Annotated in this window: 15 protein-coding genes; 12 read left to right on the forward strand and 3 right to left on the reverse strand. The window is 44.6% G+C overall.

The annotated features are described in order from the left end of the window. Nucleotides 1-39: 39 nt before the first annotated feature. Genes A8C56_RS10960 through A8C56_RS10990 form a run of 8 tightly spaced genes read left to right on the forward strand, consistent with a single transcriptional unit; the run spans nucleotide 40 to nucleotide 11067 of the window. A complete protein-coding gene (locus A8C56_RS10960) occupies nucleotides 40-3144 on the forward strand; it encodes a SusC/RagA family TonB-linked outer membrane protein (RefSeq protein ID WP_067755722.1) in 3105 nt (1034 codons plus the stop codon). A gap of 17 nt (nucleotides 3145-3161) precedes the next feature. Further along, on the forward strand, nucleotides 3162-4475 hold the full coding sequence (locus A8C56_RS10965; protein WP_067755725.1) for a RagB/SusD family nutrient uptake outer membrane protein: 1314 nt from the start codon (nucleotides 3162-3164) through the stop codon (nucleotides 4473-4475). Between the two features lie 25 nt (nucleotides 4476-4500). Then, nucleotides 4501-5904: a hypothetical protein gene (locus A8C56_RS10970; RefSeq protein WP_084490164.1), complete on the forward strand. Its 1404-nt coding sequence runs from the start codon at nucleotides 4501-4503 to the stop codon at nucleotides 5902-5904. A gap of 47 nt (nucleotides 5905-5951) precedes the next feature. Continuing rightward, a complete protein-coding gene (locus A8C56_RS10975) occupies nucleotides 5952-7433 on the forward strand; it encodes a hypothetical protein (protein ID WP_067755728.1) in 1482 nt (493 codons plus the stop codon). Between the two features lie 20 nt (nucleotides 7434-7453). Further along, nucleotides 7454-8368 carry a TIGR01777 family oxidoreductase gene (locus tag A8C56_RS10980; protein ID WP_067755732.1) on the forward strand — a complete coding sequence of 305 codons (915 nt, stop codon included), beginning with the start codon at nucleotides 7454-7456 and terminating at the stop codon, nucleotides 8366-8368. A gap of 3 nt (nucleotides 8369-8371) precedes the next feature. Then, entirely contained in the window at nucleotides 8372-9079 is a 708-nt protein-coding gene (locus A8C56_RS25035; protein ID WP_245645849.1) for a phytoene desaturase family protein, read from the forward strand. Further along, nucleotides 9043-9801: a phytoene desaturase family protein gene (locus tag A8C56_RS25040; RefSeq protein WP_245645851.1), complete on the forward strand. Its 759-nt coding sequence runs from the start codon at nucleotides 9043-9045 to the stop codon at nucleotides 9799-9801. The genes A8C56_RS25035 and A8C56_RS25040 overlap by 37 nt, the downstream gene beginning before the upstream one ends. 6 nt (nucleotides 9802-9807) lie before the next feature. Further along, nucleotides 9808-11067, forward strand: a complete 1260-nt coding sequence (locus A8C56_RS10990; RefSeq protein ID WP_067755735.1) for a YeiH family protein — start codon at nucleotides 9808-9810, stop codon at nucleotides 11065-11067. A gap of 99 nt (nucleotides 11068-11166) precedes the next feature. On the opposite strand, the gene A8C56_RS10995 is transcribed toward A8C56_RS10990, so the two are convergent. Together A8C56_RS10995 and A8C56_RS11000 are read right to left on the reverse strand one after the other, a co-directional pair. Further along, a complete protein-coding gene (locus tag A8C56_RS10995) occupies nucleotides 11167-12636 on the reverse strand; it encodes a HAMP domain-containing sensor histidine kinase (protein ID WP_067755738.1) in 1470 nt (489 codons plus the stop codon). Beyond that, on the reverse strand, nucleotides 12636-13340 hold the full coding sequence (locus A8C56_RS11000; protein ID WP_067755741.1) for a response regulator transcription factor: 705 nt from the start codon (nucleotides 13338-13340) through the stop codon (nucleotides 12636-12638). The genes A8C56_RS10995 and A8C56_RS11000 overlap by 1 nt, the downstream gene beginning before the upstream one ends. Before the next feature lie 229 nt (nucleotides 13341-13569). Here A8C56_RS11000 and A8C56_RS11005 point away from each other — a divergent pair, with 229 nt between their 5' ends. From A8C56_RS11005 to A8C56_RS11025, 4 genes are all read left to right on the forward strand, one after another. Next, the gene (locus A8C56_RS11005; RefSeq protein ID WP_067761904.1) at nucleotides 13570-14865 is read left to right on the forward strand and encodes a spondin domain-containing protein; all 1296 of its coding nucleotides are present in this window, start codon (nucleotides 13570-13572) and stop codon (nucleotides 14863-14865) included. A gap of 684 nt (nucleotides 14866-15549) precedes the next feature. Further along, nucleotides 15550-16803 carry a Gfo/Idh/MocA family oxidoreductase gene (locus A8C56_RS11015; RefSeq protein WP_067755747.1) on the forward strand — a complete coding sequence of 418 codons (1254 nt, stop codon included), beginning with the start codon at nucleotides 15550-15552 and terminating at the stop codon, nucleotides 16801-16803. Nucleotides 16804-16923: 120 nt separating this feature from the next. Continuing rightward, nucleotides 16924-20343, forward strand: a complete 3420-nt coding sequence (locus A8C56_RS11020; protein ID WP_067761906.1) for a DUF1080 domain-containing protein — start codon at nucleotides 16924-16926, stop codon at nucleotides 20341-20343. A gap of 468 nt (nucleotides 20344-20811) precedes the next feature. Then, nucleotides 20812-21642: a universal stress protein gene (locus tag A8C56_RS11025; RefSeq protein ID WP_067755750.1), complete on the forward strand. Its 831-nt coding sequence runs from the start codon at nucleotides 20812-20814 to the stop codon at nucleotides 21640-21642. Between the two features lie 69 nt (nucleotides 21643-21711). On the opposite strand, the gene A8C56_RS11030 is transcribed toward A8C56_RS11025, so the two are convergent. Then, nucleotides 21712-22659, reverse strand: coding sequence for a helix-turn-helix domain-containing protein (locus A8C56_RS11030; protein ID WP_067755753.1), 948 nt, complete (start codon nucleotides 22657-22659; stop codon nucleotides 21712-21714). Between the last annotated feature and the right edge of the window lie 60 nt (nucleotides 22660-22719).

Consider the following 22719-nt stretch of genomic DNA (forward strand, 5'->3'; position numbering starts at 1 on the left):
TGTTACACGCCTTAATTATTTAATCATAATACAATATTAATGAAAAGAGTACTATGTTTCCTGATAGTTCTAACCACTCTAACACCATTTTACAGCAAAGGGCAAAATGAGCCCCAACCCACCATTAATTCCGTATTAAAGGGCCAGGTCTCCGATTCTGCAAGCAAGCTGCCGTTGGCTAATGTGTCCATTCAAATAAAGGGCATCACCAATGGCACTACAAGTGATGCCCGGGGTGCATTTACGCTATATACGGCTCAAAAATTTCCGTTTACAATAGTGGTAACCAGCGTTGGCTACGAAGCAAAAGAAACAGTAGCCACAGGATCTCCTATTGATGTATTCCTGAAGCCGGCTACCAGTCAGCTGGAAGATGTGGTAGTAGTGGGTTATGGTACGCAGCGGAGAAAGGACGTAATAGGAGCTGTGTCAAAAGTAAATGCCCAGGAAGTAAAAACATTTCCCGCAGCCAGCTTTGATGCACAGTTACAGGGTAAAGCCGCCGGTGTGCAGATAAATACTTTTTCCGGAACCCCCGGGGCAGGCATTAAGGTACAGATAAGGGGAACGGCATCTATAAACGCGAGCAATGCACCACTCTATGTAATTGATGGATTAATTGTTAACAACAACAGCCTGTCTTCAATAGACCTGGGTGGAGGAAAGGTCACCTCTCCTCTGGCAGATTTAAATCCGGCTGACATTGAAAGCATCGAAATTTTAAAAGATGCAAGCGCCATTGCCATATATGGTTCCAGGGGCTCAAACGGAGTAATCCTCGTTACAACCAACAAGGGGGCCTATTCTCAAAACCGGGCACAAATCAACCTCTCCGCATCTCATGGGTATCAGTGGGCAGACAAGAGCAGATTGTGGAAATACACAACCGGGCCGGAACATGCCATGTTGGTGAATGAGCAGTGGATCAATTCAGGCATAGACAATCCTGCGCTAAATCAGACCTACGAAAACAGGCCTTTTCGCCCGGTTGATGAAGTAATTAATGGCGTGCCGGGGCGCGGTAACCCGGAGGATCAGCAAACTTATGACCGGTTAGCCATAGGGTTGCGCACCGCTCAAAATAATGACTATCATTTGAGTATTCAAAAAGGAAATGAAAGTACCCGTTATAACCTGGCCCTGGGCTATACGGATCAGGAAGGGATCATGAAACCCGTAAAATTTGACCGGTACAGCTTTAGATATAACCTCGAATCAAAACTAAACAAATTTATAACCATTGGTTCGCTCAACAACCTCTCCTACTCTTTCAGACAGCAGGCAAGGGAAGGCTCCGGTCAACAGGCCAGTTATACGTTAGCCATAATGCATACCCCTACCTACCTGCCGCTTTATAATGATGATGGCACTTTGGCCAGGGGATCAATTTACGAGAATATTTATAATCTTATAGACCTGAATACCACCAACATTTCTACAAGAAGCATCAGGTATTCCGGAAATCAGTACCTCGAAGTTAAAATATTACCGGAATTAAATTTCAGAGCCACATTCGGGCTCGATTATGATTATTATAATGACCGGGAATTTTTTAGCGATAAGACCATTATTGGAGGCGCTCCCAATCCGCTGGGGTACAAATATGAGGGCATTACAAATTATAGCCTGCTGCAAAGCGAACAGCTGTTTAATTACAATAAAAGTTTTGGAAGCGGGCATACAATAACCGCCCTGCTGGGAAGCAGCTTCCAACAAGAAGATTCAAAATTTACAAGCGCAACAGGACAGGGATTTCCCAACAATTCATTTCAGCAAATTTCAGCAGCTTCTGTCAGAACAGCCACGCAATCACAGTCACGCTCCACACTGGCTTCTTTCCTATCCCGTATCAATTATAATTTTGACAATACCTATTATGTTGAAGCGTCGTTACGGGCAGATGGCTCATCCAAGTTTGGAGCTAACAACCGCTGGGGATATTTCCCCGCGGTTGGTTTCGGATGGCGCGTGAAAAATGCTGCCTTTCTTAAAAATACTGACCGGATTTCAGAATTGAAACTGCGGCTAAGCGCCGGTAGTTCCGGCAATCAGAACGGCATTAACGATTATGCGTCCCGTGGCCTGTGGACAGGGAATGCCCAATATGCGGATGATTTAACCAGTGGATTTAAGGCAGGTATTGCACCATCACAATTGGCAAACCCGAATTTAAAATGGGAAAAAACAACTTCCTATAATCTTGGTTTAAATATTGGTTTTTTTGATAACCGCTTAAATTTTGATGTAGACTTCTATTACAGATATACAACCGACGCCTTATTACAGCTGCAGGTGCCGGGGGCTACCGGTTATAACAGTATGCTTGCAAATGCCGGGGAAATCAGCAACAGGGGTATTGAAGTTGCAGTATCATCACTCAATATTAAAAATGCAGCCTTTCAATGGAGAACAGATTTCAATATTGCATCCAACAGAAACAGGGCGGAAAAATTGCTCGCTCCCATTACGTTTGAAGCCAGGGAATACAGAAGAACAGAAGAAGGTTACCCTTTAGCCAGTTGGTGGCTATATGAACAATTGTACGTGGATCCTCAGACCGGGAATGCCGTATTTTATGATGCTGACCACAACGGAACCTTAACAGCAACCGACCGCCGTATGTTAGGCAATTTAATTCCAAAATTCTTTGGGGGGCTTACCAATAATTTTTCATTCGGGAACTTTGATGCCAATATCCTGTTCACCTTCCAATATGGAAATCGCGTCTACAATTTCAACAGATATATAATGGAAGGCGGCGGAACAAGGGATGCTTCAAGGGCTATTTTAGCAAGCCAGCTAAAAAGATGGCAAAAGCCGGGCGATATTACAGATGTGCCAAGGGTAACCAGTGTAGGCTATAATTACACGATTGAGCAGAATAGCCGTTTCCTGGAGGACGGTTCGTTTATAAGGCTGAAAGCCGTTTCACTGGGGTATAACTTATCCAATTCACTGACAAACCGGTTAGGATTGCGTGGAGTACGGGTATTTGCATCGGGTTCAAATCTTCTTATTTGGACCAAATATACGGGGGCAGATCCCGAATCTTCCAATGATGCAGGTCAAAACCTGGACGGGTTGGATACGGCAACCCTGCCCCAGCCTGTTGGTATTTCTTTTGGTATTAATGTAAAGTTCTAATACAAAAAAATTTATTTATGAAAAGGTGGTATTCAGTATTTCTTATCAGCGTGGTTCTTATCAGCTTTTTTGCTTCCTGCAAAAAATTCCTAGATGTTGAATCCTTTGATGCTATTTCTGATGAAAAAACGATTTTCGATAAAGCCTCAGCAGAAACTGCTGTCAGAGGGGCGTACAGCGCTGTATCCCTATCCAGCTATGGAAGTTCTTTCCAGACTACCATTCTCCTGGCCGGAAGTGATATAAAATCATTGAACAATGCGCAAACAGATCTGAATATAATCAATCACGATTTACGATCTGATATTGCTTTTTTAAGCACTTATTGGCTTAATTTTTATAACGCAATTAATATATCGAATCATATTATTGAAAAAGTGCCTTTGGTGAACGATGTTGCACTGACAGATGAAATACGTGATCAATTTTTGGGAGAAGCCTATTTTATAAGAGCATTGTCCTATTTTGACCTGGCCAGGGTTTTCGGAAATGTGCCTATATACCTGACGCCTACATTAACTATTGAAGATAAGCTGGGCGTACCACAAAGCAACCAGGCAACAGTATATAACCAGGCAATTACGGATCTGAATCAGGCTATCGAATTATTGCCCGCTTCAGTAGTCAGGAACAGGGCCCGTAAATCCACAGCATACGCCCTCCGGGCCCGTGTAAATTTGTATCTCAAAAAATACCAGGAAGCAGAAAATGATGCCACAGAGGTCATTAACAATACAAGCTATCAATTAATAAAGCCTTTCAAATTAGCAGGCGGTACCGCAGAATCCATTTTAGAGCTCTCCTATAATGATAATAATACAAACCCTGCTTTTGGCTTATGGAATACCAGCAACAGGGCCTTGGAGCCCAAAAGCGAAATCCATTCATTACTGAACGACAAAAATATTGGCGGGGGAAGAAAAATATTATCGGTACAAAGCAGCCTGGGCATTGTTGGCGCCATATGTCCCACCAAAACATCTCCGGCATATCTTATAAGAACGGCAGAAGTTTATCTTATCAGAGCAGAAGCCCGTGCTTCCAGGCAAACTCCGGATCTTACAGGTGCACTGGCCGATTTAAATGCGGTGAGAGAACGGTCTGAAGTACCATTAGCAACGGTGAAAGACAAGGAGGGGCTATTACTGGCTATTGAAAACGAAAGAAGAATTGAATTTGCCCTTGAGCCCCACAGGTGGTTTGACCTGACGCGGACGGGCAGAGCGGCAGCAGTTTTAGGGGCAACAAATCCTCAAAAATATATTTTTCCTATCCCGGAAAGTGAAATTCTGGCGGATCCTTCATTAGTTCAGAACCCAAGTTACAACTAAGATTCCTCACTCTAACTCCACAAATATGTCATCAACAAAAAATTTTCTTAACAGGTGGGCAAAACGGCTCAATTCCATAGCACTAGCCGGATCAGCAACAACTCCGTGGCGACCCTGGCAATTGAATCTGTTCAGGTTCGCTTTTATTTTTTTACTCATCTTAATTATTCCTGTAGACTGGAAATTTTACAGTGACCTGTATCATACCAAATGGGCCAGTTTACATGTTTATGAGCTATTAAAGCTTTCAAAATATATGCCCGATTTTTTCGCATTAAAGGATCACCAGCCGGAATGGGGGCTTAAAAGCTTCTCCTCCTGGGGCCTGGCAGCCCTTATTGCGATAGCAGGAGCATTCATTTGGCGTAAACAGCAGCCGGATAAAAAAGAATATGTTGTTCTTTATTATTGGCTGCGGGTGCTTGTTCGCTATCGCCTGGCCATTGCACTATTTGCATATGGGTTTATAAAACTATTCCCATTGCAGATGCCTTACCCATCGCTGAGCAATCTGCTCACAAATTATGGCGATTTTTTTTCCTGGAAAATATATTTTCAAACTTTAGGCATAGAGCCCAAGTATGAATCGTTTCTAGGGTTCGTGGAAATTTTAGCAGCCGTGCTTCTTTTTAACCGGAAAACCACCGCATTTGGAGCCGGTCTGATAATCGGGTTCCTTGGAAATGTGGCGGCGGCCAATGGCTTTTATGATATCGGCGAGCATGTGTTTAGTACGTTCATTGTACTACTATCCGTTTTTTTGCTGGTATATGATGTGCCCAAGCTATATACCCTTTTAATTAAAGAAAAGAAAGGGATTGCCAGTAAATTCAAACCCGTTTTTTCGGAACCCGTATTAAAGCGGATCAGGTTTTTCGGAAAGTCTTTTACACTCCTTTTTGCCTTGCTATTTGGCAGCCTGGCCTTATATAGTTTCATTTACGATCCATATAAAGTTCCCAAAACCCCGGGCTTGACCGGGGCCTATGGTTTTTACAATGTAAAGGATTTTGTCATTAACGGCGATACGATCCCCTACTCCAAAACCGATTCGACCCGGTGGCAGGATGTGGTCTTTGAGAAATGGTCAACAATTTCGGTTAATGTTAATAAGCCTTTAAAAATAGACCTGTCGTCAGGCGATGGTTATTTTGAAAATGACATAGACCGTAATTATGAAATAGCCGGGTTATCAGGCAGGCGTTATTTCTATTACAAAGCCGATACGATTAATAAAAAATTATTGCTACAGAATAAAAACAAAAATTACAGATATGAGAAATTAAATCTTTCGTATACGATCCCAAGCGACTCTGTTATTATCCTGTCCGGCATCAATGAAAGAAACGATTCAATCCACGTTCGTTTAGAGAAGAACAATAAGAAAATTTTAATGAAGGAAGGCCGCCGCCGGCCGGTTAATATTTAAGATTATTTTTTATTGGCAGCTTATCATAAACTATAAAAATTTAAATTATGTCTGAATATAAATTTACTGCATCGCAGGAGTTAAGTAACGATCACCAAAGGCCCATCTGGACCAATTTCCAGAAAATAGCTTTTCGGATAGCGTTTATTTATTTTCTTTTATTATGCATTCCGACCTATTCCAATTTTTATAAAGAATTATTTGGCCTTCACCTTTCTAAAATAACGTATAATGATGCCCAATCAATTGTTGCATTCTGGCCTCCGCAAATAGTTTTAATTGAATCGGAAGAAGGCGTATTTGGTCTGTTGAACTATATAAATTTAATACTGGTCTTTTTATTTTCCGTTATAGCCGCATTGATCTGGGGGATTTTTGATAAAAAAACAACAAACTATAGCAAATTATATTATTGGATCCGTGTTTTAGTTCGATATCGGTTAGCCTATGGCATGATTGGGTGGGGATTAAAAAAAGCATTCCCGATGCAAATGGTGTTTCCAACAATCGGAATGCTTAACACTCCCTTTGGAGATATGGCGGAGAAAAAACTGTACTGGTCGCATGTAGGAGTTTCTTTCAATTATACAATTTTTCTGGGCTTTGCGGAAATCATTCCGGGGCTCCTGCTGCTGCACCGGAAAACAGCCGTACTTGGCGGTGCACTGGCGGCCGTAGTCTGTTTCAATATTGCGCTGGCGAACCATGCCTATGATGCAGGGGTTGCCGTTCCTGCAGCATACTTTTCAATATTGGGGATCTTTATTGCATGGTACGATTTACCAAAGATCTGGAGTCTTTTGGTAAAAGAACAGGATGTGGAAGCATATAAATATTATCCAAAGTTTACGTTAAAATGGCAAAGATATCTGCGAAAGGGGTTAAAGCTTTTCTTTAATACATTATTCGTGCCGGTTACAGCTGCATTGTGGGCTTATGGCTTTTTTAACGGGAACAACTACAATATACCCAGCACACCCGGGCTTGCCGGTACAAAGGGCTATTACTCAGTTCCGGAATTCAAGCTAAACAATCGGTACATTGCCTATAATCCAAAAGATTCTATACGCTGGTCTGATGCCACTTTTGAAGCCTGGTCGTCTTTAAGTTATAAAACCAATCGTCCTGCCATTATTGACCGGATGATCGGCTATTCTCCATTAAGGGTAAAAGGCGATAAAAAAAATACACAATTAAATCAGGTAAATACCCAGGACTCCGATGAACTATTAAAAGAAGGCAGGAACAGGGACCTAGGTGTTACACGCTGGGAAGTAGGGGGAATGTCCGGAGAAAGAAGATATTTCTTTTATCGGGCAGATACGGTCAACCATATTCTCAAATTGCAAAACAAAAACAAGGCATATAAACACGAAAAACAAACGCTTGCCTATAATATTGATGACAAAGGTAAAATAACGTTATGGGGAATTAATGAATTTAATGATTCTATTTTTGTAAGGCTGGAGCGTATTAATAAAAGGTATCCGCTCGTGGAAGGGCGCCAAAGCGCAAATCAGGTATATTGATTTTCAATCTGACAATAAAAATGAAAGAAAAAATTATCATAGCAGGGGGAACCGGATTCCTGGGAAAATCAATCATCAGAAGGTTCAATAACAGCACCACTCAAATAATCGTTTTAACAAGAGGCCCTGCTGCTGTTGAAGATAATGTGCGCTATGTAAATTGGGATGCCAAAACCTTAGATAACTGGGCCGGGGAATTAGAAGGAGCAAAAGCTATTATTAATCTGGCCGGCAAATCGGTAAATTGTCGTTATACACGAAAAAATAAAAATGAAATTATCCGTTCAAGAGTAAATGCAACGTATATCATCGGCAAAGCAATCGAATCATTAAAGATCCCTCCGAAGGTATGGATCAATGCAAGCTCTGCAGCTATGTTTGGAAACAGCGATACTGAAACAAAAAATGAAATATCTTCGCCCGGAAACAACTTTTCCGCAGAAGTGTGTAAAAAATGGGAGGCAGCCTTTGACAATAGTCAAACGCCATTGACAAGAAAAATTGTATTGAGGATTGGAGTCGTACTTCAAAAGCAAACTGGATTATTGCAGCCCTTTGAACGCTTGGTCAAACTTGGTTTTGGCGGGAAAATAGGGACCGGAAAGCAATATATATCCTGGATACATGAAGCCGATTTTTTAAATGTAATTGAAGGTAGTCTCAAAAATGAAAAGTATAATGGTATCATAAATTGTTCCAGCCCGCAACCCGTTACTAATAGTGTATTCATGCAAGCTCTGCGGGATGTATTAAAACCTAAAATTGTGCTATCGAATATTGCCTGTTTTGTATATATAGGTGCCTTAATAATAGGAACAGAAGCTGAGCTTGTTCTCAAAGGCCGCAGAGTGGTATCAGAGAAATTAGATAAATACAATTTTAGGTTCCGTTATATCGATATAAAAGAAGCATTTAAGAATTTATATAACCAATGACCAATGAGTGAGAATAGATTTGACGCCATTGTGGTAGGCTCAGGCCCCAATGGACTGGCGGCAGCCATTACGCTGCAGCAGGCGGGGCTCTCAGTGCTGCTGGTGGAAGGAAAAGATACCATCGGAGGCGGTACAAGAACAGAAGAGCTAACCTTGCCGGGCTTTAAGCACGACGTTTGCTCTGCCATACATCCCATGGCGATCCATTCTCCATTTCTGGCCTCCCTGCCACTGGAGCAATATGGTTTGGAATACATTCATGCTCCGGTTGCTGCAGCCCACCCGTTTGATAACGGGCATGCAGCATTTGTAACCACATCCCTGACCGAAACCGCAGCCGCCCTCGGCATTGATAAAAACGCCTATTATAACCTCATACATCCCATAGTAGCACAATGGGATCAGATCATAGACGATATACTGGCTCCCCTTCGTTTCCCGGCGCATCCGTTGCAGATGGCAGCTTTTGGTATCCATGCCTTACAGCCGGCTTCCCGCATTGTAACAGGGTTTAAGACCAGGGAAGCCCGGGGACTATGGGCCGGGATGGCGGCCCACTCCATTCAGCCTTTACAACGCATAATCACTTCAGCCATCGGGCTGGTGCTCATGGCCGCTGCCCACAGGAAGGGCTGGCCCTTGCCAAAGGGGGGTCTCAATCCATTACCAATGCCATGGCTGCTTATTTTTTATCACTGGGAGGTAAAATAGAAACCGGCCGGTGGGTCACCTCCATAGAAACATTACCTTCGGCAAAAGCCTATTTATTTGATGTAACCCCCAGGCAATTGCTTCAAATAGCCGGGCACCGGTTATCGGGTTTGTATAAATGGCAGTTAAAAAGATATCATTACGGCATGGGCGTATTTAAAATAGACTGGGCTTTAAATGGGCCGATACCGTTTACAGCAGCGGCCTGCAGAAAGGCCGCTACCATACACATCGGCGCCTCTTACGAGGAAATTGCCTATGCAGAACGCCAGGCAGCTAAAGGAGCGGTTGCTTCAAAACCCTTTGTATTACTGGCCCAGCAAAGCCTGTTTGACAATACAAGGGCACCTGAAGGCAAACAAACCGCCTGGGCCTACTGTCATGTGCCCAACGGGTCACAAACCGATATGACCGCAGCGATCGAAAACCAGGTAGAACGTTTTGCTCCGGGCTTCAGGGATATCATTCTTGCGCGGCATACCATGAACACGGTGGCTATGGAAACATATAACCCTAATTATATTGGCGGAGATATTAATGGCGGAACCATCGACATCAGCCAGCTTTATACGCGCCCGGCTTTACGGTTCCCCCCCTACAGCACTTCTGAAAAAAATATTTATTGCTGTTCTTCCTCTACCCCACCGGGAGGCGGTGTACACGGTATGTGCGGTTATCATGCGGCCCGGGCAGCATTAAAAAGCGTCTTTCATCAAACTTAATTCCTTATGTCATCAGTTAAACAAAAGATAGCACTTTCCGAAGACTGGACAATAGTAGTGCTGGGCTTTTTAATTATTTTTCTGGCCCTGTGGGGGGTAATCATTGATGCGCCCTTGTTTACCTGGGATAGTTTTTCCGAATTATCACTCAATGTATTGAATAGGGCTAATCTTCTTAAAACAGGTATCCAGTTCCTGTTTGTTTATGCTATCGCAATAGCAGGTACAATGATCATGGGTAAATCCATACAGGGTATGCTAAAGTCCTTTCCTGTTATTTATGTGCTTACAATAGTGGCCTTCATCATCGGAGGCAACGGCAAAGTAAAGCTGCTGAACATGGAAACGGTGATCTTTTGCCTGGGGATCGGGTTGATCGTCCGTAATTTTTTTACCGTGCCTGCCTGGCTGCAGCAATCGCTGGCTTCCGAGTTCTTTGTAAAGATCGGCCTGGTGCTGCTGGGAACCAGCGTTATTTTTTCGGACATATTAAAAGCCGGGGCCTTAGGCCTCATACAGGCGCTGGCAGTAGTGCTTTCTGTATGGTACTTTTCTTTTTGGTTATGCAAAAAATTAAAAGTAGACAAAGAGTTGTCCTTAATGTTATCAAGCGCCGTTTCTATTTGTGGTGTATCGGCTGCAATAGCAACCTCCGGCGCCATAAAGGGAGACGCTAAAAAACTCTCATTAGTCGTTTCCCTGGTATTAATAACAGCGGTGCCCATGATGATCGCTATGCCCTGGATCGCCGGATGGCTGGGGCTTTCGGAGGCCATAACCGGTGCGTGGCTGGGCGGCACTATTGATACCACAGGAGCTGTGGCGGCTTCAGGATCTTTAGTGGGCGAAACGGCCTTAAAGATCAGCACCATTGTAAAATTTTCCCAGAACGTATTACTGGGTATTGCAGCTTTTGCAATATCGGTCTACTGGACATATACAAAGAGCACCTCCAAACAGGCGGCTGTTGAAAAACCTACTTTAAAGGTCATATGGGAGCGGTTCCCGAAATTTGTGGTAGGCTTTATACTGGCCTCGGTGATCTTTTCCTTCTTTTTAGATCCGGGTGTTTCCGGGCAGGTCAAAACGCCGTTAAAGAACCTCCAGGGCCTGTGGTTTGCCCTGGCCTTTACCAGCATTGGGTTAGAAACCAATTTTAAAGATCTTGTCGGCATTCATAACCGCAAGCCGGTTATCGCATTTCTGGGAGCACAGTTATTCAACATCTTTACCACATTAATTATTGCATACTTCCTGTTTGGATAAAGCACAGTTCTTTACATATTTACGACAACACTTTTAGAGACGATCAAAGCCTGCCGAATAAAATAAATGCATGCCTGACAGTCCGGGGGCCTTTCCGGTTTATGCCGGTATTACAAACCGGAATGTAGTGCCCCTGCCCTGCTCACTGATCACATCAATGGCAGTGTTATGCAATTCCAGTATCTTTTTCACGATCGCTAATCCGATGCCCATGCCCTTTTTAGGAGCTGCTTCTTTACTAAGCTGCTTATATCGCTCAAAGATATAACGCTGATCTTCCGGTGCAATCCCAACCCCCGTATCTGCAACCTGTACTTTTATCCCTTTTTCAGCAGGCGACAGAATGATCCGGATAGTGCCCCCATCAGGTGTAAATTTCAATGCATTGTCCAGCAGGTTTTGGAACACCCGCTCGGTAAGGGCAATATCTGCAAATACCATGGGCAAATGCTGTGCAGTATCTAAATCAAGGCGGATAGAACGCTCTGTTGCTTTTAGCTGATAGGACATTAAAATATCTGAAGCCAGTTCTTCCAGCAAAAAAGATTCCTTCTCAGGGGTTATCAGGTTGGCTTCCAGCTTTGCATACTGGAAAAGCTGGTCTACAAGGCCCGACAGCTTTTGAGCACTTCCATGAACAATGGCCAGATACCGGTCTTTATCCGTTCCGGCAAGGGTGTTTTTTTTAATCATAAGCGTTTCAATGTAGCCCTGCATAATGGAAAGCGGCGTACGAAGATCATGCGACACATTAGCAATGAGTTCCTGCCTGAACTTATCGGTGGCAGTTATCTTATCGATGTTGCTTACAATAACATCTGCCATTTCATTGAAGGTAGCAGTAAGCAAGCCCAGGTCGCCCCTGGCATTTCCCTCAATGCGGGCCGAATAGTCGCCTTCTTTAAAACGCCGTACCACAGCTGCAATTTTCCTGATGCTGTCTGTTATGAGAAAGAAGGTTACAATACCCACAATAAAAGCAACCGCCAGTGCTGCAAAGAAAATATATGCACCTAAGCGGATGTATATATGGTTATTCAAAGCCGCTAATACTGCCCGCTGCTTTTCACTGGCCAGCACAGCATATACATAACCATACAGGTGCCCGTTCTCGTATATAGGCGCTGCGGAAAAAATAGATGGTTCGCCCGGGAGTTTTGGATTGTCGCCCAGAGGGCGTTCCCCGTCCTTTACAGCCAGCCATCTTTTAACAGCAGCAATATTCACCCGGCGTATCTGCACGGTAGTGTCCGGTACCACAAAATCTGTTATATTCCCGGCAGTATCCAGTAAATACACTTCTACACTGGGATTGGCTACCATGGTAGAGTGTATGATATCGTGCGTTACTGCGGTATCCGGCTTCCCGTTTTTTATCGGCTGCGTAAATGTTACCAGATGTTGCGCAATATCGCCATATAATTGCTGGTGCGCAGCCGTATAATAAGAGCTGGAGAACCTGGAAGCGATCAGCACAAATACCAATCCCAATACCACTAATACGATCGTAAATACAGCAGCAATTTTCCAGAACAGCAGATTGCCTTTTATGGATTTACTCTTTTCCATTATAATTCTTCGTTAAACCTGTACCCGATGCCCCAGGTAGTTAAAATATATTTTGGTGCTGAAGCATCGGCTTCAATTTTTCCCCGTAACCGGTTGATGTGGCTGTTGACGGTATGTTCGTAGCCCTCAAAATCATAACCCCATACCAGGTTCAGCAACCGTTTACGGCTGTAGCTTTTTCCGGGATTGGATGCCAGCAAAACCAGCAGCTCAAATTCCCTGGGCGACAGCTCGACCCGAAGCTCATTTAATGTCACTTTCCGTTTGTCAAAATCAATCTCCAGTTCATCGTACCGGATAACAGAAGGCGTGCTCTTAATGCCCTCCTGCGATGCATTTTCCTCATTCCTTCTGAAAATAACTTTTACACGGGCTATAAATTCCCTTATACTAAACGGTTTTGTAAGATAATCATCTGCTCCTGTCTCCAATCCCATTACCTTGTCAATTTCCTCAGAACGGGCCGTCAGCATCAGAACAGGCGTATGACGATCGGTCTGCCTGATCTTCCTGCATACTTCCATACCGTTCAGTACCGGCAGCATGAGATCCAGGATGATGAGGTCAAAATGATTGCTCTTTGCTGCAAGCAAACCCTCCTGCCCGTTGCCGACAGTATATATTTCACAACCGAGGTCTTTTAAATGAACTTCGAGCAGCTCTACAATTTCCCGGTCATCTTCAATGATTAGTACTTTTTGCATTTGTTATACAGATGAATAGCACAAATTTCAGTAAAAAACAGGTCAAAAGGCCGCCGTGATACTTTTGTTATAACTCTGTTACGTCTTTGGGAGATTAGGATTGTTCTTTTGTTTCAGAATAAAACAGCAGCCGTCATCAGTAAAAGCCTGCTCAAAAGTATGATTACTGATGGCGGTACCGGCAGCAAGCGGTATACTGCGCATCATTAAAAACAATAAAAACAAGCAAATGAAAAAGAGCATCCTGAAGTCGTTTATGGCTTTATCCATCGTAACCCTGCTGGCATCCTGCGATAAAGAGGATATGCCGCAGGCGCAATCAAAAACCATTACTGTTGAAAATGTACTTGACAGCAAGCCCCTGGTTGAGTCCGGAACCTTTAAGGGAAACGGCACGCCCCCGGTTATTCTGCCCGGGCAATCTGTATCCTTTTCATTTTACGCTGCCAAAGGACAACGTCTTACGTTTGCGACCATGTATGGCTGGAGCAATGACCTGTTCTTTGCGCCGGAAAATCCGGGTATTCAACTGTATAATGATGACGGCAGCCCGGTTACCGGCGATGTATCTGCACAAATAAAGCTTTGGGATAACGGAACCCGGGTGAACCAGGTACCCGGCGCCAGTGTCATGCATCCGGACACTGCAGAAACTACTCCAAAGAATATTAAGGAAGTGAACGGCACCGATGATTTCGGTCATAATTATCTGCCTGCATCACAACTGATGCATGTGTCGCTTAGCTATGGCGGCAATTCCGGATTTACCGTTACTATTAAAAATATTTCGGGCGGCACTACTAATGAAACGCCCTTCAGTCCGGGCGTATGGGCCATTTCCTATATTGCCGGTGGCAACCTGCTGTTGCCGGAACCGGTATATTCAGCCGGAAAGCCCACAGCTAACGGTCTTACGAACATTGCAGAAATGGGCGATATAACGATGCTCAGTGCCTATCTCACCGGGCACACCGGTATCTTTACACCGTTATCTCCCGTTTTGGTTGTAGTATACAGCGGATCAGAAAATCCTTTTTATAAAACCGGAGAAAAAGATCGGGGGGAAGGCCTGAAGGAACTGGCACAAAAAGGAAATGCAGCAGTACTTGCAGCAGCGCTGAAAAGCAAGGCAGGTGTAAAAAATGTTTATGTGCTGCAGGACCCGGCAAATACGGTGCTGCTACCCCAGGTAAACGGCGCCAGCGGAGGCAGGGTATCCCAGCAACTGTCGCTGCAGGAAGGCGATAAAATTGCCATAGCTACCATGTATGGCTTTTCCAATGACTGGTTCTTTGCCACTACCGGAAACGATATCAGCAGCGATCAGAAAGGAGATGTTTCTGCAACCATAAGTTTGTTTGATGACGGTACAGCCGTAAACCAATATCCCGGCGCAGGGGTTACCCAGGCCAATCTGGCCGGTACACCACTGGAAGAGAATAAACCGATTCAGATGGTTCCCAATCCTAACCCCTTCAACACATTGCCTGAAATAAAAGATATGATCAAAGTAACCCTGCAATAGAACGGGAGTACGCTAAACGTTTTATGACCTGTGCTGGGCCTGCTGTTCAGCATGATCACTCAAAAACAGGATGCTGTACATCTCTGCGGAGCCCAGCCATTTTTTGGTTGGGTTTCATAAACCGGAGCACCAGTTTTTGAATGAAGAATGGATTGCCACAATGTTTACCGGCATTTTAGGGCACTTGTCATTAACAGGTACTCATAAAAGCGTTGCATTTATGCTTATTGGGATGATAATTTTTTTAACCGTCATCCCGGGCGCAGCCGAGGGATCTCTAATATTATAGAGATTTCTCCACTCCGCTCCATTGTCAGAATGACGTTCCTTATGTAGATTCATTTCCAACAACTTACAACACTTGTTATTAACAGGCATATAAACAGATCCAGGCCTGCGGCCGGGAGGTTCTTTAAAATGGTGAACCTTTTTCGCATCCCGGTTTTCAATTTGTCCGCACCAAATTAATGCAGCATGACCAACCTTCTTACTGGCAAACGGAGAAACATTTTAAATATTTTTATTTAAGCGGCTTCATTTCATTAAAATATTTTATGAAACATAAATCTTTATTAAAAAGATAAAGAAAAAAACGCTTAATTATTTTAGTATTCTAAGAGCTACGCTTATCTTTAATGCTGACTCTGTTCCGGTTCACTCACGTTTTAAAGTCCATTCAACAATATGAATCGTAGAAAATTTATCAAAAACGGTGCTGCTTCCCTGGCTGCTTTTACCATTGTGCCCTCATATGTTTTAGGCGGGCCAAAGCATATTGCGCCAAGCGATCAGCTGACAAGGGCCATTATTGGTGTTGGCTCTATGGGGCAAAACCATATTGCTTATACGGATGCGCGCCTGGTGGCTATTTGCGATGTTGATCAGAAACACCTGGCGGCAGCGCTTGCCAAATGTCCCTCGGGAACAAAGACCTATCACGATTACCGCGAACTGTTGCAGGATCCTGCCATCGACATTGTGCATATTGCCACTCCGCCGCACTGGCATGGAATCATGAGCGTAGACGCAGCAAACGCGGGCAAAGATGTATGGTGCGAAAAGCCGATGACCCGTACTATTGGTGAAGGTAAAAGAGTGCGTGAAGTTATCCAGCAAAATGCGCGCATATTCCGGCTGAACACCTGGTTCCGTTTTACGGATAATTTTTATGGGATGAACACTACTGTAAAGCCCATTAAAAAACTGGTAGAAAGCGGGTTGCTGGGATGGCCATTGAAAGTTACGGTAAACGCTGCAACCGGTTTTAACTGGAAATTTTTCTGGGTAGGTAAACATTCCCTGGAGCCGCAACCGGTGCCGCCGGAGCTGGATTATGATTTCTGGCTGGGGCCGGCTCCTTATAAACCCTATAACCCGCACCGCGTGCACCAGACGTTCCGGGGATATTGGGATTATGATGGTGGCGGTCTGGGCGATATGGGGCAGCATTACCTGGATCCCATTCAATATTTTCTAGGAAAAGATCATACCAGCCCTGTAAAAATTGACGTGGACGCCCCGGAACAGGATCCGGATGCTGCCGGCACCTGGAAACGCATTGAACTGACTTATGAAGACGGTTGCAAAATTGTGCTTGATGGTGAAAACAGGGATGTAAACGCTGCTTATATAGAAGGCCCGAAAGGCAAGGTATATAACGGTTTCAAAACAACCATTCCGGACCTAGACCGTAAGCTGGCCGCGCTTCCTGATCCCGAACCGCAGTTGGGCGACTTTGCACAGGCAGTAAGAACCCGCCAGAAATTTGCGTTAAATGAAGATAACGGGTTCCGCTCTTCCACATTGGTCAACCTGGCCATTACCGCCGTTCGCCTGGGAAGATCTTTACAGTTCGATCCTGTGAAGCTGGCATTTGTTGATGATGCTGCCGCCAATGCGCTTATTCATCAGCCCATGCGTGGCCCCTGGTCCATTTAATAATCGATCAACCATTCAATAACAAAATAGCTATTATAAAATTTTCATCCCGGCAGCTACCGGTATTATACCGGATAAATGCTTCCGATTGCGGAGCCAAAAACAAAAAATACGACACGAATGAAAAAGTTTGCAATACTGCTTTCCCTGTTTTTACTGCTAACCGGTACCAGCAACGGCCAGTATAAAGGCGATGTAAGAACCACAGAAACCAAGGTGGCAGACCTTTTGATGAAGCTGCCTCCCCAAAGTTCCGGTGAGCTGGAAGCAGCCATGCAGGAGTTGGTGGCCATTGGTGCGCCGGGGTATAAAAATATCATTGCAAAGATTCAGCCGCCCGGCTCCGGTACAGATATTGCTGCACGCTATGCCATAAGCGGCTTAACAAAATATCTTGGAAAAGGAAGAGATAAGGCGCAACAAAAAACGGCAGCGCTGGCTCTCGCTGAGGGCATTAAAACAGCCAGGAATGATGAAGTACGCGATTTCCTGCTGCAGGAATTGCAATATGTTGCGGGTGATGAGATCGTACCTGTTGTAAAAGGATACCTGCTAAACAGGCGCCTGAGTGATCCGGCCGCCCGTGTGCTGGTAAGGGCAAACACCACTACATCAGCCAACGCGCTCCTGTATGCATTATCATCGGCAAAAGGGAATCAGCAAATGATCCTGATCAAAGCGCTGGGGGATCTGAAATATGCGCCGGCCGCAAAAAAGATACAACAGCTCTATCCTTCTTTATCCGATGCAGGTGCTAAAAAAGCCGCCTTATATTCCCTGTCGGTCATTGGCGACCCCCAATCTGCACCGTTACTAAAAGCGGCCGCGCAGAAAACCGGATATAAAGGAGAAGCTACCAATGCAGTAAATGCCTATTTACGCTACCTGAACCTTCAGGTAAACAAAGGGCAACCATCGCAGGCTGCAGGAGCAGCTAAAGAACTGCTGGCCATGAACGGCCTACAGGAGCAGTTCAAAAGCGCCGCACTATCGCTCTTATACAGTGCTTCCGGTAACAACGCGCAGCAGGAAATCATTTCAGCCTTAGCCTCACCGGATATCCAATACCGTGCAGCAGCGGTTAACCTGCTAAGCGATCATTATACCCCACAAACGGCAGCAGCCGTTCAGGATGTGGTAAAGCAAACAACAGATCCCGGCCAGCAGGCAGAGCTGCTCTATATTTTTGGAGAGCATAAAGATAAAAACGCGGTTCCTTTTTTAACAGAGCTGCTGCGCTCCGATAATAAAAAGATACAACTGGCAGCTATTGCCGCTATTGCAAAAGCCGGGCAGGAACAGGCGATTGCTCCTTTAATCGGAACGCTGAAGTCTGCAGACACCGAGGTGCTTGATGCCGCAAAAAATGCACTGCTCACCATTAAAGGACCGGAAGTTGCCCGGCAGGCTGCAGCAGCTCTTCCTCAGTCGTCCGGTGCTGCACGTACTATTCTACTGGAAATTGCTGCGCAGCGCGGGGGAGCAGAATATGCACCTGTTGTTTTTGCTGACGCAGCAAGTGCCGATCCAGCTACCTACCTGGCAGCTGTTCAGGCGCTTCCCTATGTTGTTTCCGGTGGGGATGAAAATAAAATTGCAGCGCTTTTAAATAAGGCGCAGGCAGCAGACGCGGTCAATGCCCTTCAACAGGCATTATACGCATCCATAAAAAATAAAAAAACAAAAGCAGACCAGGTGGGTATTATACAGGGGCTGATGCAGGAATCAGGCAGCAGCAAGACCCGTTATTATAATGTATTGGCAGCCATTGGCGGCAGGGAAGCCCTGGATGTGGTAATGAATGAATTCAAAACCGGCGATCCGCAGCAAAAAGAAGCGGCCGTAACCGCATTGGCAAACTGGAGCGATTTTACCGCGCTGGATGCGCTTTACAACATCAGCAAAGACCCTGCGAACAGTGCTATGAAAGAAAAAGCGCTCAACAGTTTTATTGCAGGCATTAATCAATCAGATAACCCGCTGGATCAGAAAGTGCTTCTGTTCCGTAATGCTATGGACCTCGCCACCAATACCGATCAGAAAAAACAGATCCTGTCCGGCATCGGGCACAACAGCTCTTTGCCGGCCCTGGTCTTTGTTTCAAAATACCTGGATGATGCGGCACTACAACAAACCGCAGTTCAGTCTGTAATGAATATAGTGCTGGACCACACCGACCTCTATGGTACCATTGTTGAAAACATTGTTAATAAGGCAATCGCGCTGAATAAGGATGGCGACGCTTCCTATCAAAAAGCAGCATGGGTAAAGCAGCAGGCCAACCTGCCCAAAGACCCGGGTTTCGTTGCCATGTTCAATGGCAAAGATCTCAGCGGATGGAAAGGCCTGGTAGGCAACCCTATTTCCCGTGCAAAAATGACCCCGGAGCAGCTGGCTGCCGAACAAAAAAAGGCAGATGAGCAAATGCGTAAAGACTGGAGGGTTGAAGATGGGAAACTGGTGTTCGACGGAAAAGGGTTCGACAACCTGTGCTCGCAAAAAATGTATCAGGATTTTGAGTTGTTTGTAGACTGGCGGATGGAGCCTAAGGGAGATGGAGGTGTTTACCTGAGAGGATCTCCGCAGGTGCAGACATGGGACTCCTCCCGCAGGGAAGTAGGCGCCCAGGTGGGTTCCGGCGGCCTTTACAATAACCAGAAACACCGGAGCACACCACTGGTATTTGCAGACAACCCGATCAACGAATGGAATACGTTCCGTATAAGAATGGTGGGCGATAAAGTGACCGTTTACCTGAACGGCAAACTGGTGACTGACAATGTGCCACTGGAAAATTACTGGGACCGGAACCTGCCGATATTTGATAAAGAGTCCATTGAATTGCAGGCGCATGGTACCCGTTTGGAGTTTCGCGATGTATATGTACGGGAACTGGCACGTCCCAAACCTTATGTATTAAGTGATGCCGAAAAGAAGGAAGGCTTTGTGCCGATGTTTAACGGCACCAGCCTGGATGGCTGGACAGGAAACACTACAGGGTATTTTGCGCAGGATGGAATGATCGTATGTGATCCAAAAGTTGAAGTTCCTGAAGGCACTACAAAAAATATATACACAGAAAAGGAGTACAGCGATTTTATTATGCGTTTTGAGTTTCAGCTGACGCCTGGTGCTAACAACGGTCTTGGCATAAGGGCGCCCCTGCAGGGGGATGCCGCCTATGTAGGAATGGAGCTGCAGATCCTGGACAACGAGGCTCCTATTTATAAAGACCTGCACCCCTATCAATACCACGGGTCTGTTTACGGAATCATCCCTGCCAAAAGAGGTTACCTGAAGCCCGTTGGGGAATGGAACTATGAAGAAGTAAGAGCGGTTGGCAATCATATTACCGTGATCCTGAATGGTACGGTAATACTGGATGGCGATATTGCGCAGGCAAGCAAGAACAATACAGAACCGGCTGATCATAAACAGCATCCCGGCTTGTTGAATAAGACCGGGCACATCGGGTTCCTGGGTCACGGATCACCTGTAAAATTCAGAAACCTCCGGATCAAAGACCTCAGCAAACAATAAAAAGCTGATACAGAAGTTCTTGATACAAGAGGCCAACCAAAAAGTCCCTTTTGTCACGCTGAATTCCCGCCCGGATGGCCCCGGTCTGACGGGCATTTCAGCATCTAAAATGGTGCCTGATTGTCAACAGATTCTGAAACAAGTTCAGAACAACACTCCACTACAGGCAGACCTTTTGGTCAGTCTCTTTTTATAGTGCTGATTTACATTTGATAAAAGGCATTATACGAAAACGATTTTTATTTCAAACCTAAATGTCGTGTCAAGCCTAAATTTTCTTCCGCAGACTACGCTGAATTACGCAGATAATCAAAATCATCCTGCGCTTTTCCGAGAACCTGCGGGAAATATTACCTTACACATTATAATTGACATTACACTAGATATTCCCTTATCAGAGAATTAATATTCCGGTAAACTGCTTTTAATAATTTTGCAGATCAGTATCATTTATAAAAATGAGGTCATATGCAATCCATCCTTGTCCTTACCGATTTTTCTGATAACGCCTTTTTAGCAGCTGAATATGCCGGCATGCTTTCCAGGAAATGGAACAGTAAACGTATGGTGTTATACCACGCATACCACCCTCTGCCAGCAATAGCAAATGAACTGGTAACGGTAGTAGTCAACGAAGACCAGCGTCCTGAAATCCTCCATAACATGGAAAAATGGCAGGAGTCTGTGCAACAGCTTGCCGGTCCGGGAACAACGGTCCGGTCATTACTGGATGATGCGGATCTGGAGGAAGGGATCCGACGGATCGGGAACAATGAAAAAACAGATCTTGTTGTGATGGGTATTACCGGAAAAACCGGCTGGGAAAAATTGCTTGTAGGCAGCAATACCATACGCGTTATGGAAACATGCCCCTATCCGCTATTAATTGTACCTCCCGAAACAAAGATCAGCCTCCCCGAAACAGTACTGCTGACCACTGATCTCAAAGACGTAAAAGAAAAAACAGCGCTCCCCCTGTTAGAAAAATTCCTGACAGGTATGCAGGGCCGGCTGCTGGTTCTGAATGTAGCAAAAAAGGAAAGCGATGCCATCGATCTGAGAAAAGAGATCAGTGCCCTCCATACCCTGCTGGATCAATATCACCCCGAGTATCATTATATTGATCATCCGGATGCGGCAGAAGGCATCAATAGTTTTGCTACAGACCACGCTGCAGGGCTGATGATTACTTTACACCGGCAGCAAAGCGCACTAACAGAGCTGCTCCAGAAAAGCATATCCAGAAAACTGGCCTGGCATACCCGGATCCCTTTGCTGGTTTTCCCAGTACAGTTTTAAGAACAGGGCCGGCCGCAGCTGTGATCACTTTTGTACGCAGCTTTGTAAATTCATTTCTAACAAACCCCATTAAACTTCGCTGCTATATTTTTTGGGCTTTTTGCCGATGTGCTTTTCAAATACCCTTGAAAAATGACTCAGGTTTTCAAATCCCAATTGATAACCGGCTTCTGATACGGACAGCTTTTCACTGCGTAAAAGTCTTGCGGCTTCCTTCATGCGCAGGTGCTGGTAGTAATCATAAATCCCCATACCAAAAACCTGCATAAAAACTTTGCGCATTTTCAATTCATTCATCCCTGCAATTTGCTTTAATGCTGCAATAGAACTGGGTTTGTGCAATGATGAAACAAGCTTGTCACGTACTTTGTAAATAGATGCTATGTCCTTTTCGCTGAGTCTTCGGTGAGGAGATTTTTCCCGTTTGCCCAAACTTTGAAACAAATAAAAAAGCAGTTCCATTGCTTTCAGCCGGTAATGATAACTTCTGAGCGCGCCCGGTTCCTCTTTTTTCACAATGTCATTTACAGTGCGTGCAATGTCATCCGTCATGATTTCTTCTATTAAAAAGTCATGACGGGTCTCAAATAAAAACTGAAACTGTTCAGCATCATTTTTTAAAAAGCTTTTAAGATAGTCGGCACTGATCAGCACAGAAACAATCTTTACATGGGAACCCTTTTTAAAAAGACTGGTATATGAGAACGTAGAAGGAAACACCCGTATGAATGGCTTTTCATCCTGCGTTGCTGACTTCCTTTTTGTAATTGCCGGGCCATTATTATTCAATACATCTCTGAAGAAAAAGCAAATACTGTTCTTGATATATTTTGGCGCAGTTGTCGGGCGTGTAAACGTTTTCTTTACCGTATAAGAAGCAAGGAACATAGCCATGTCCGGCGAAAAATCAAAGCTTTTCTGATAGTGTAGTTCCAGATACTGAACCGTCTCTCCTATATGATAACCTATTTTATTTACGAATTGAAGGATATCCTGTTGATCATTCTTTGCCGGCATAATTTTTACGACTATTATTAGTAGTTAATGTGTTATTTTATTTACAAAGCTACATTCATT

This window comes from Niabella ginsenosidivorans (assembly GCF_001654455.1).
Classification (GTDB): Bacteria; Bacteroidota; Bacteroidia; order Chitinophagales; family Chitinophagaceae; genus Niabella; species Niabella ginsenosidivorans.

Bases quoted from the DNA above. Each gene is read 5' to 3' on its own strand.
- A8C56_RS10960 (WP_067755722.1), top strand. From the start codon at position 40: ATGAAAAGAGTACTATGTTTCCTGATAGTTCTAACCACTCTAACACCA.
- A8C56_RS10965 (WP_067755725.1), top strand. From the start codon at position 3,162: ATGAAAAGGTGGTATTCAGTATTTCTTATCAGCGTGGTTCTTATCAGC.
- A8C56_RS10970 (WP_084490164.1), top strand. From the start codon at position 4,501: ATGTCATCAACAAAAAATTTTCTTAACAGGTGGGCAAAACGGCTCAAT.
- A8C56_RS10975 (WP_067755728.1), top strand. From the start codon at position 5,952: ATGTCTGAATATAAATTTACTGCATCGCAGGAGTTAAGTAACGATCAC.
- A8C56_RS10980 (WP_067755732.1), top strand. From the start codon at position 7,454: ATGAAAGAAAAAATTATCATAGCAGGGGGAACCGGATTCCTGGGAAAA.
- A8C56_RS25035 (WP_245645849.1), top strand. From the start codon at position 8,372: ATGAGTGAGAATAGATTTGACGCCATTGTGGTAGGCTCAGGCCCCAAT.
- A8C56_RS25040 (WP_245645851.1), top strand. From the start codon at position 9,043: ATGGCTGCTTATTTTTTATCACTGGGAGGTAAAATAGAAACCGGCCGG.
- A8C56_RS10990 (WP_067755735.1), top strand. From the start codon at position 9,808: ATGTCATCAGTTAAACAAAAGATAGCACTTTCCGAAGACTGGACAATA.
- A8C56_RS10995 (WP_067755738.1), bottom strand. From the start codon at position 12,636: ATGGAAAAGAGTAAATCCATAAAAGGCAATCTGCTGTTCTGGAAAATT.
- A8C56_RS11000 (WP_067755741.1), bottom strand. From the start codon at position 13,340: ATGCAAAAAGTACTAATCATTGAAGATGACCGGGAAATTGTAGAGCTG.
- A8C56_RS11005 (WP_067761904.1), top strand. From the start codon at position 13,570: ATGAAAAAGAGCATCCTGAAGTCGTTTATGGCTTTATCCATCGTAACC.
- A8C56_RS11015 (WP_067755747.1), top strand. From the start codon at position 15,550: ATGAATCGTAGAAAATTTATCAAAAACGGTGCTGCTTCCCTGGCTGCT.
- A8C56_RS11020 (WP_067761906.1), top strand. From the start codon at position 16,924: ATGAAAAAGTTTGCAATACTGCTTTCCCTGTTTTTACTGCTAACCGGT.
- A8C56_RS11025 (WP_067755750.1), top strand. From the start codon at position 20,812: ATGCAATCCATCCTTGTCCTTACCGATTTTTCTGATAACGCCTTTTTA.
- A8C56_RS11030 (WP_067755753.1), bottom strand. From the start codon at position 22,659: ATGCCGGCAAAGAATGATCAACAGGATATCCTTCAATTCGTAAATAAA.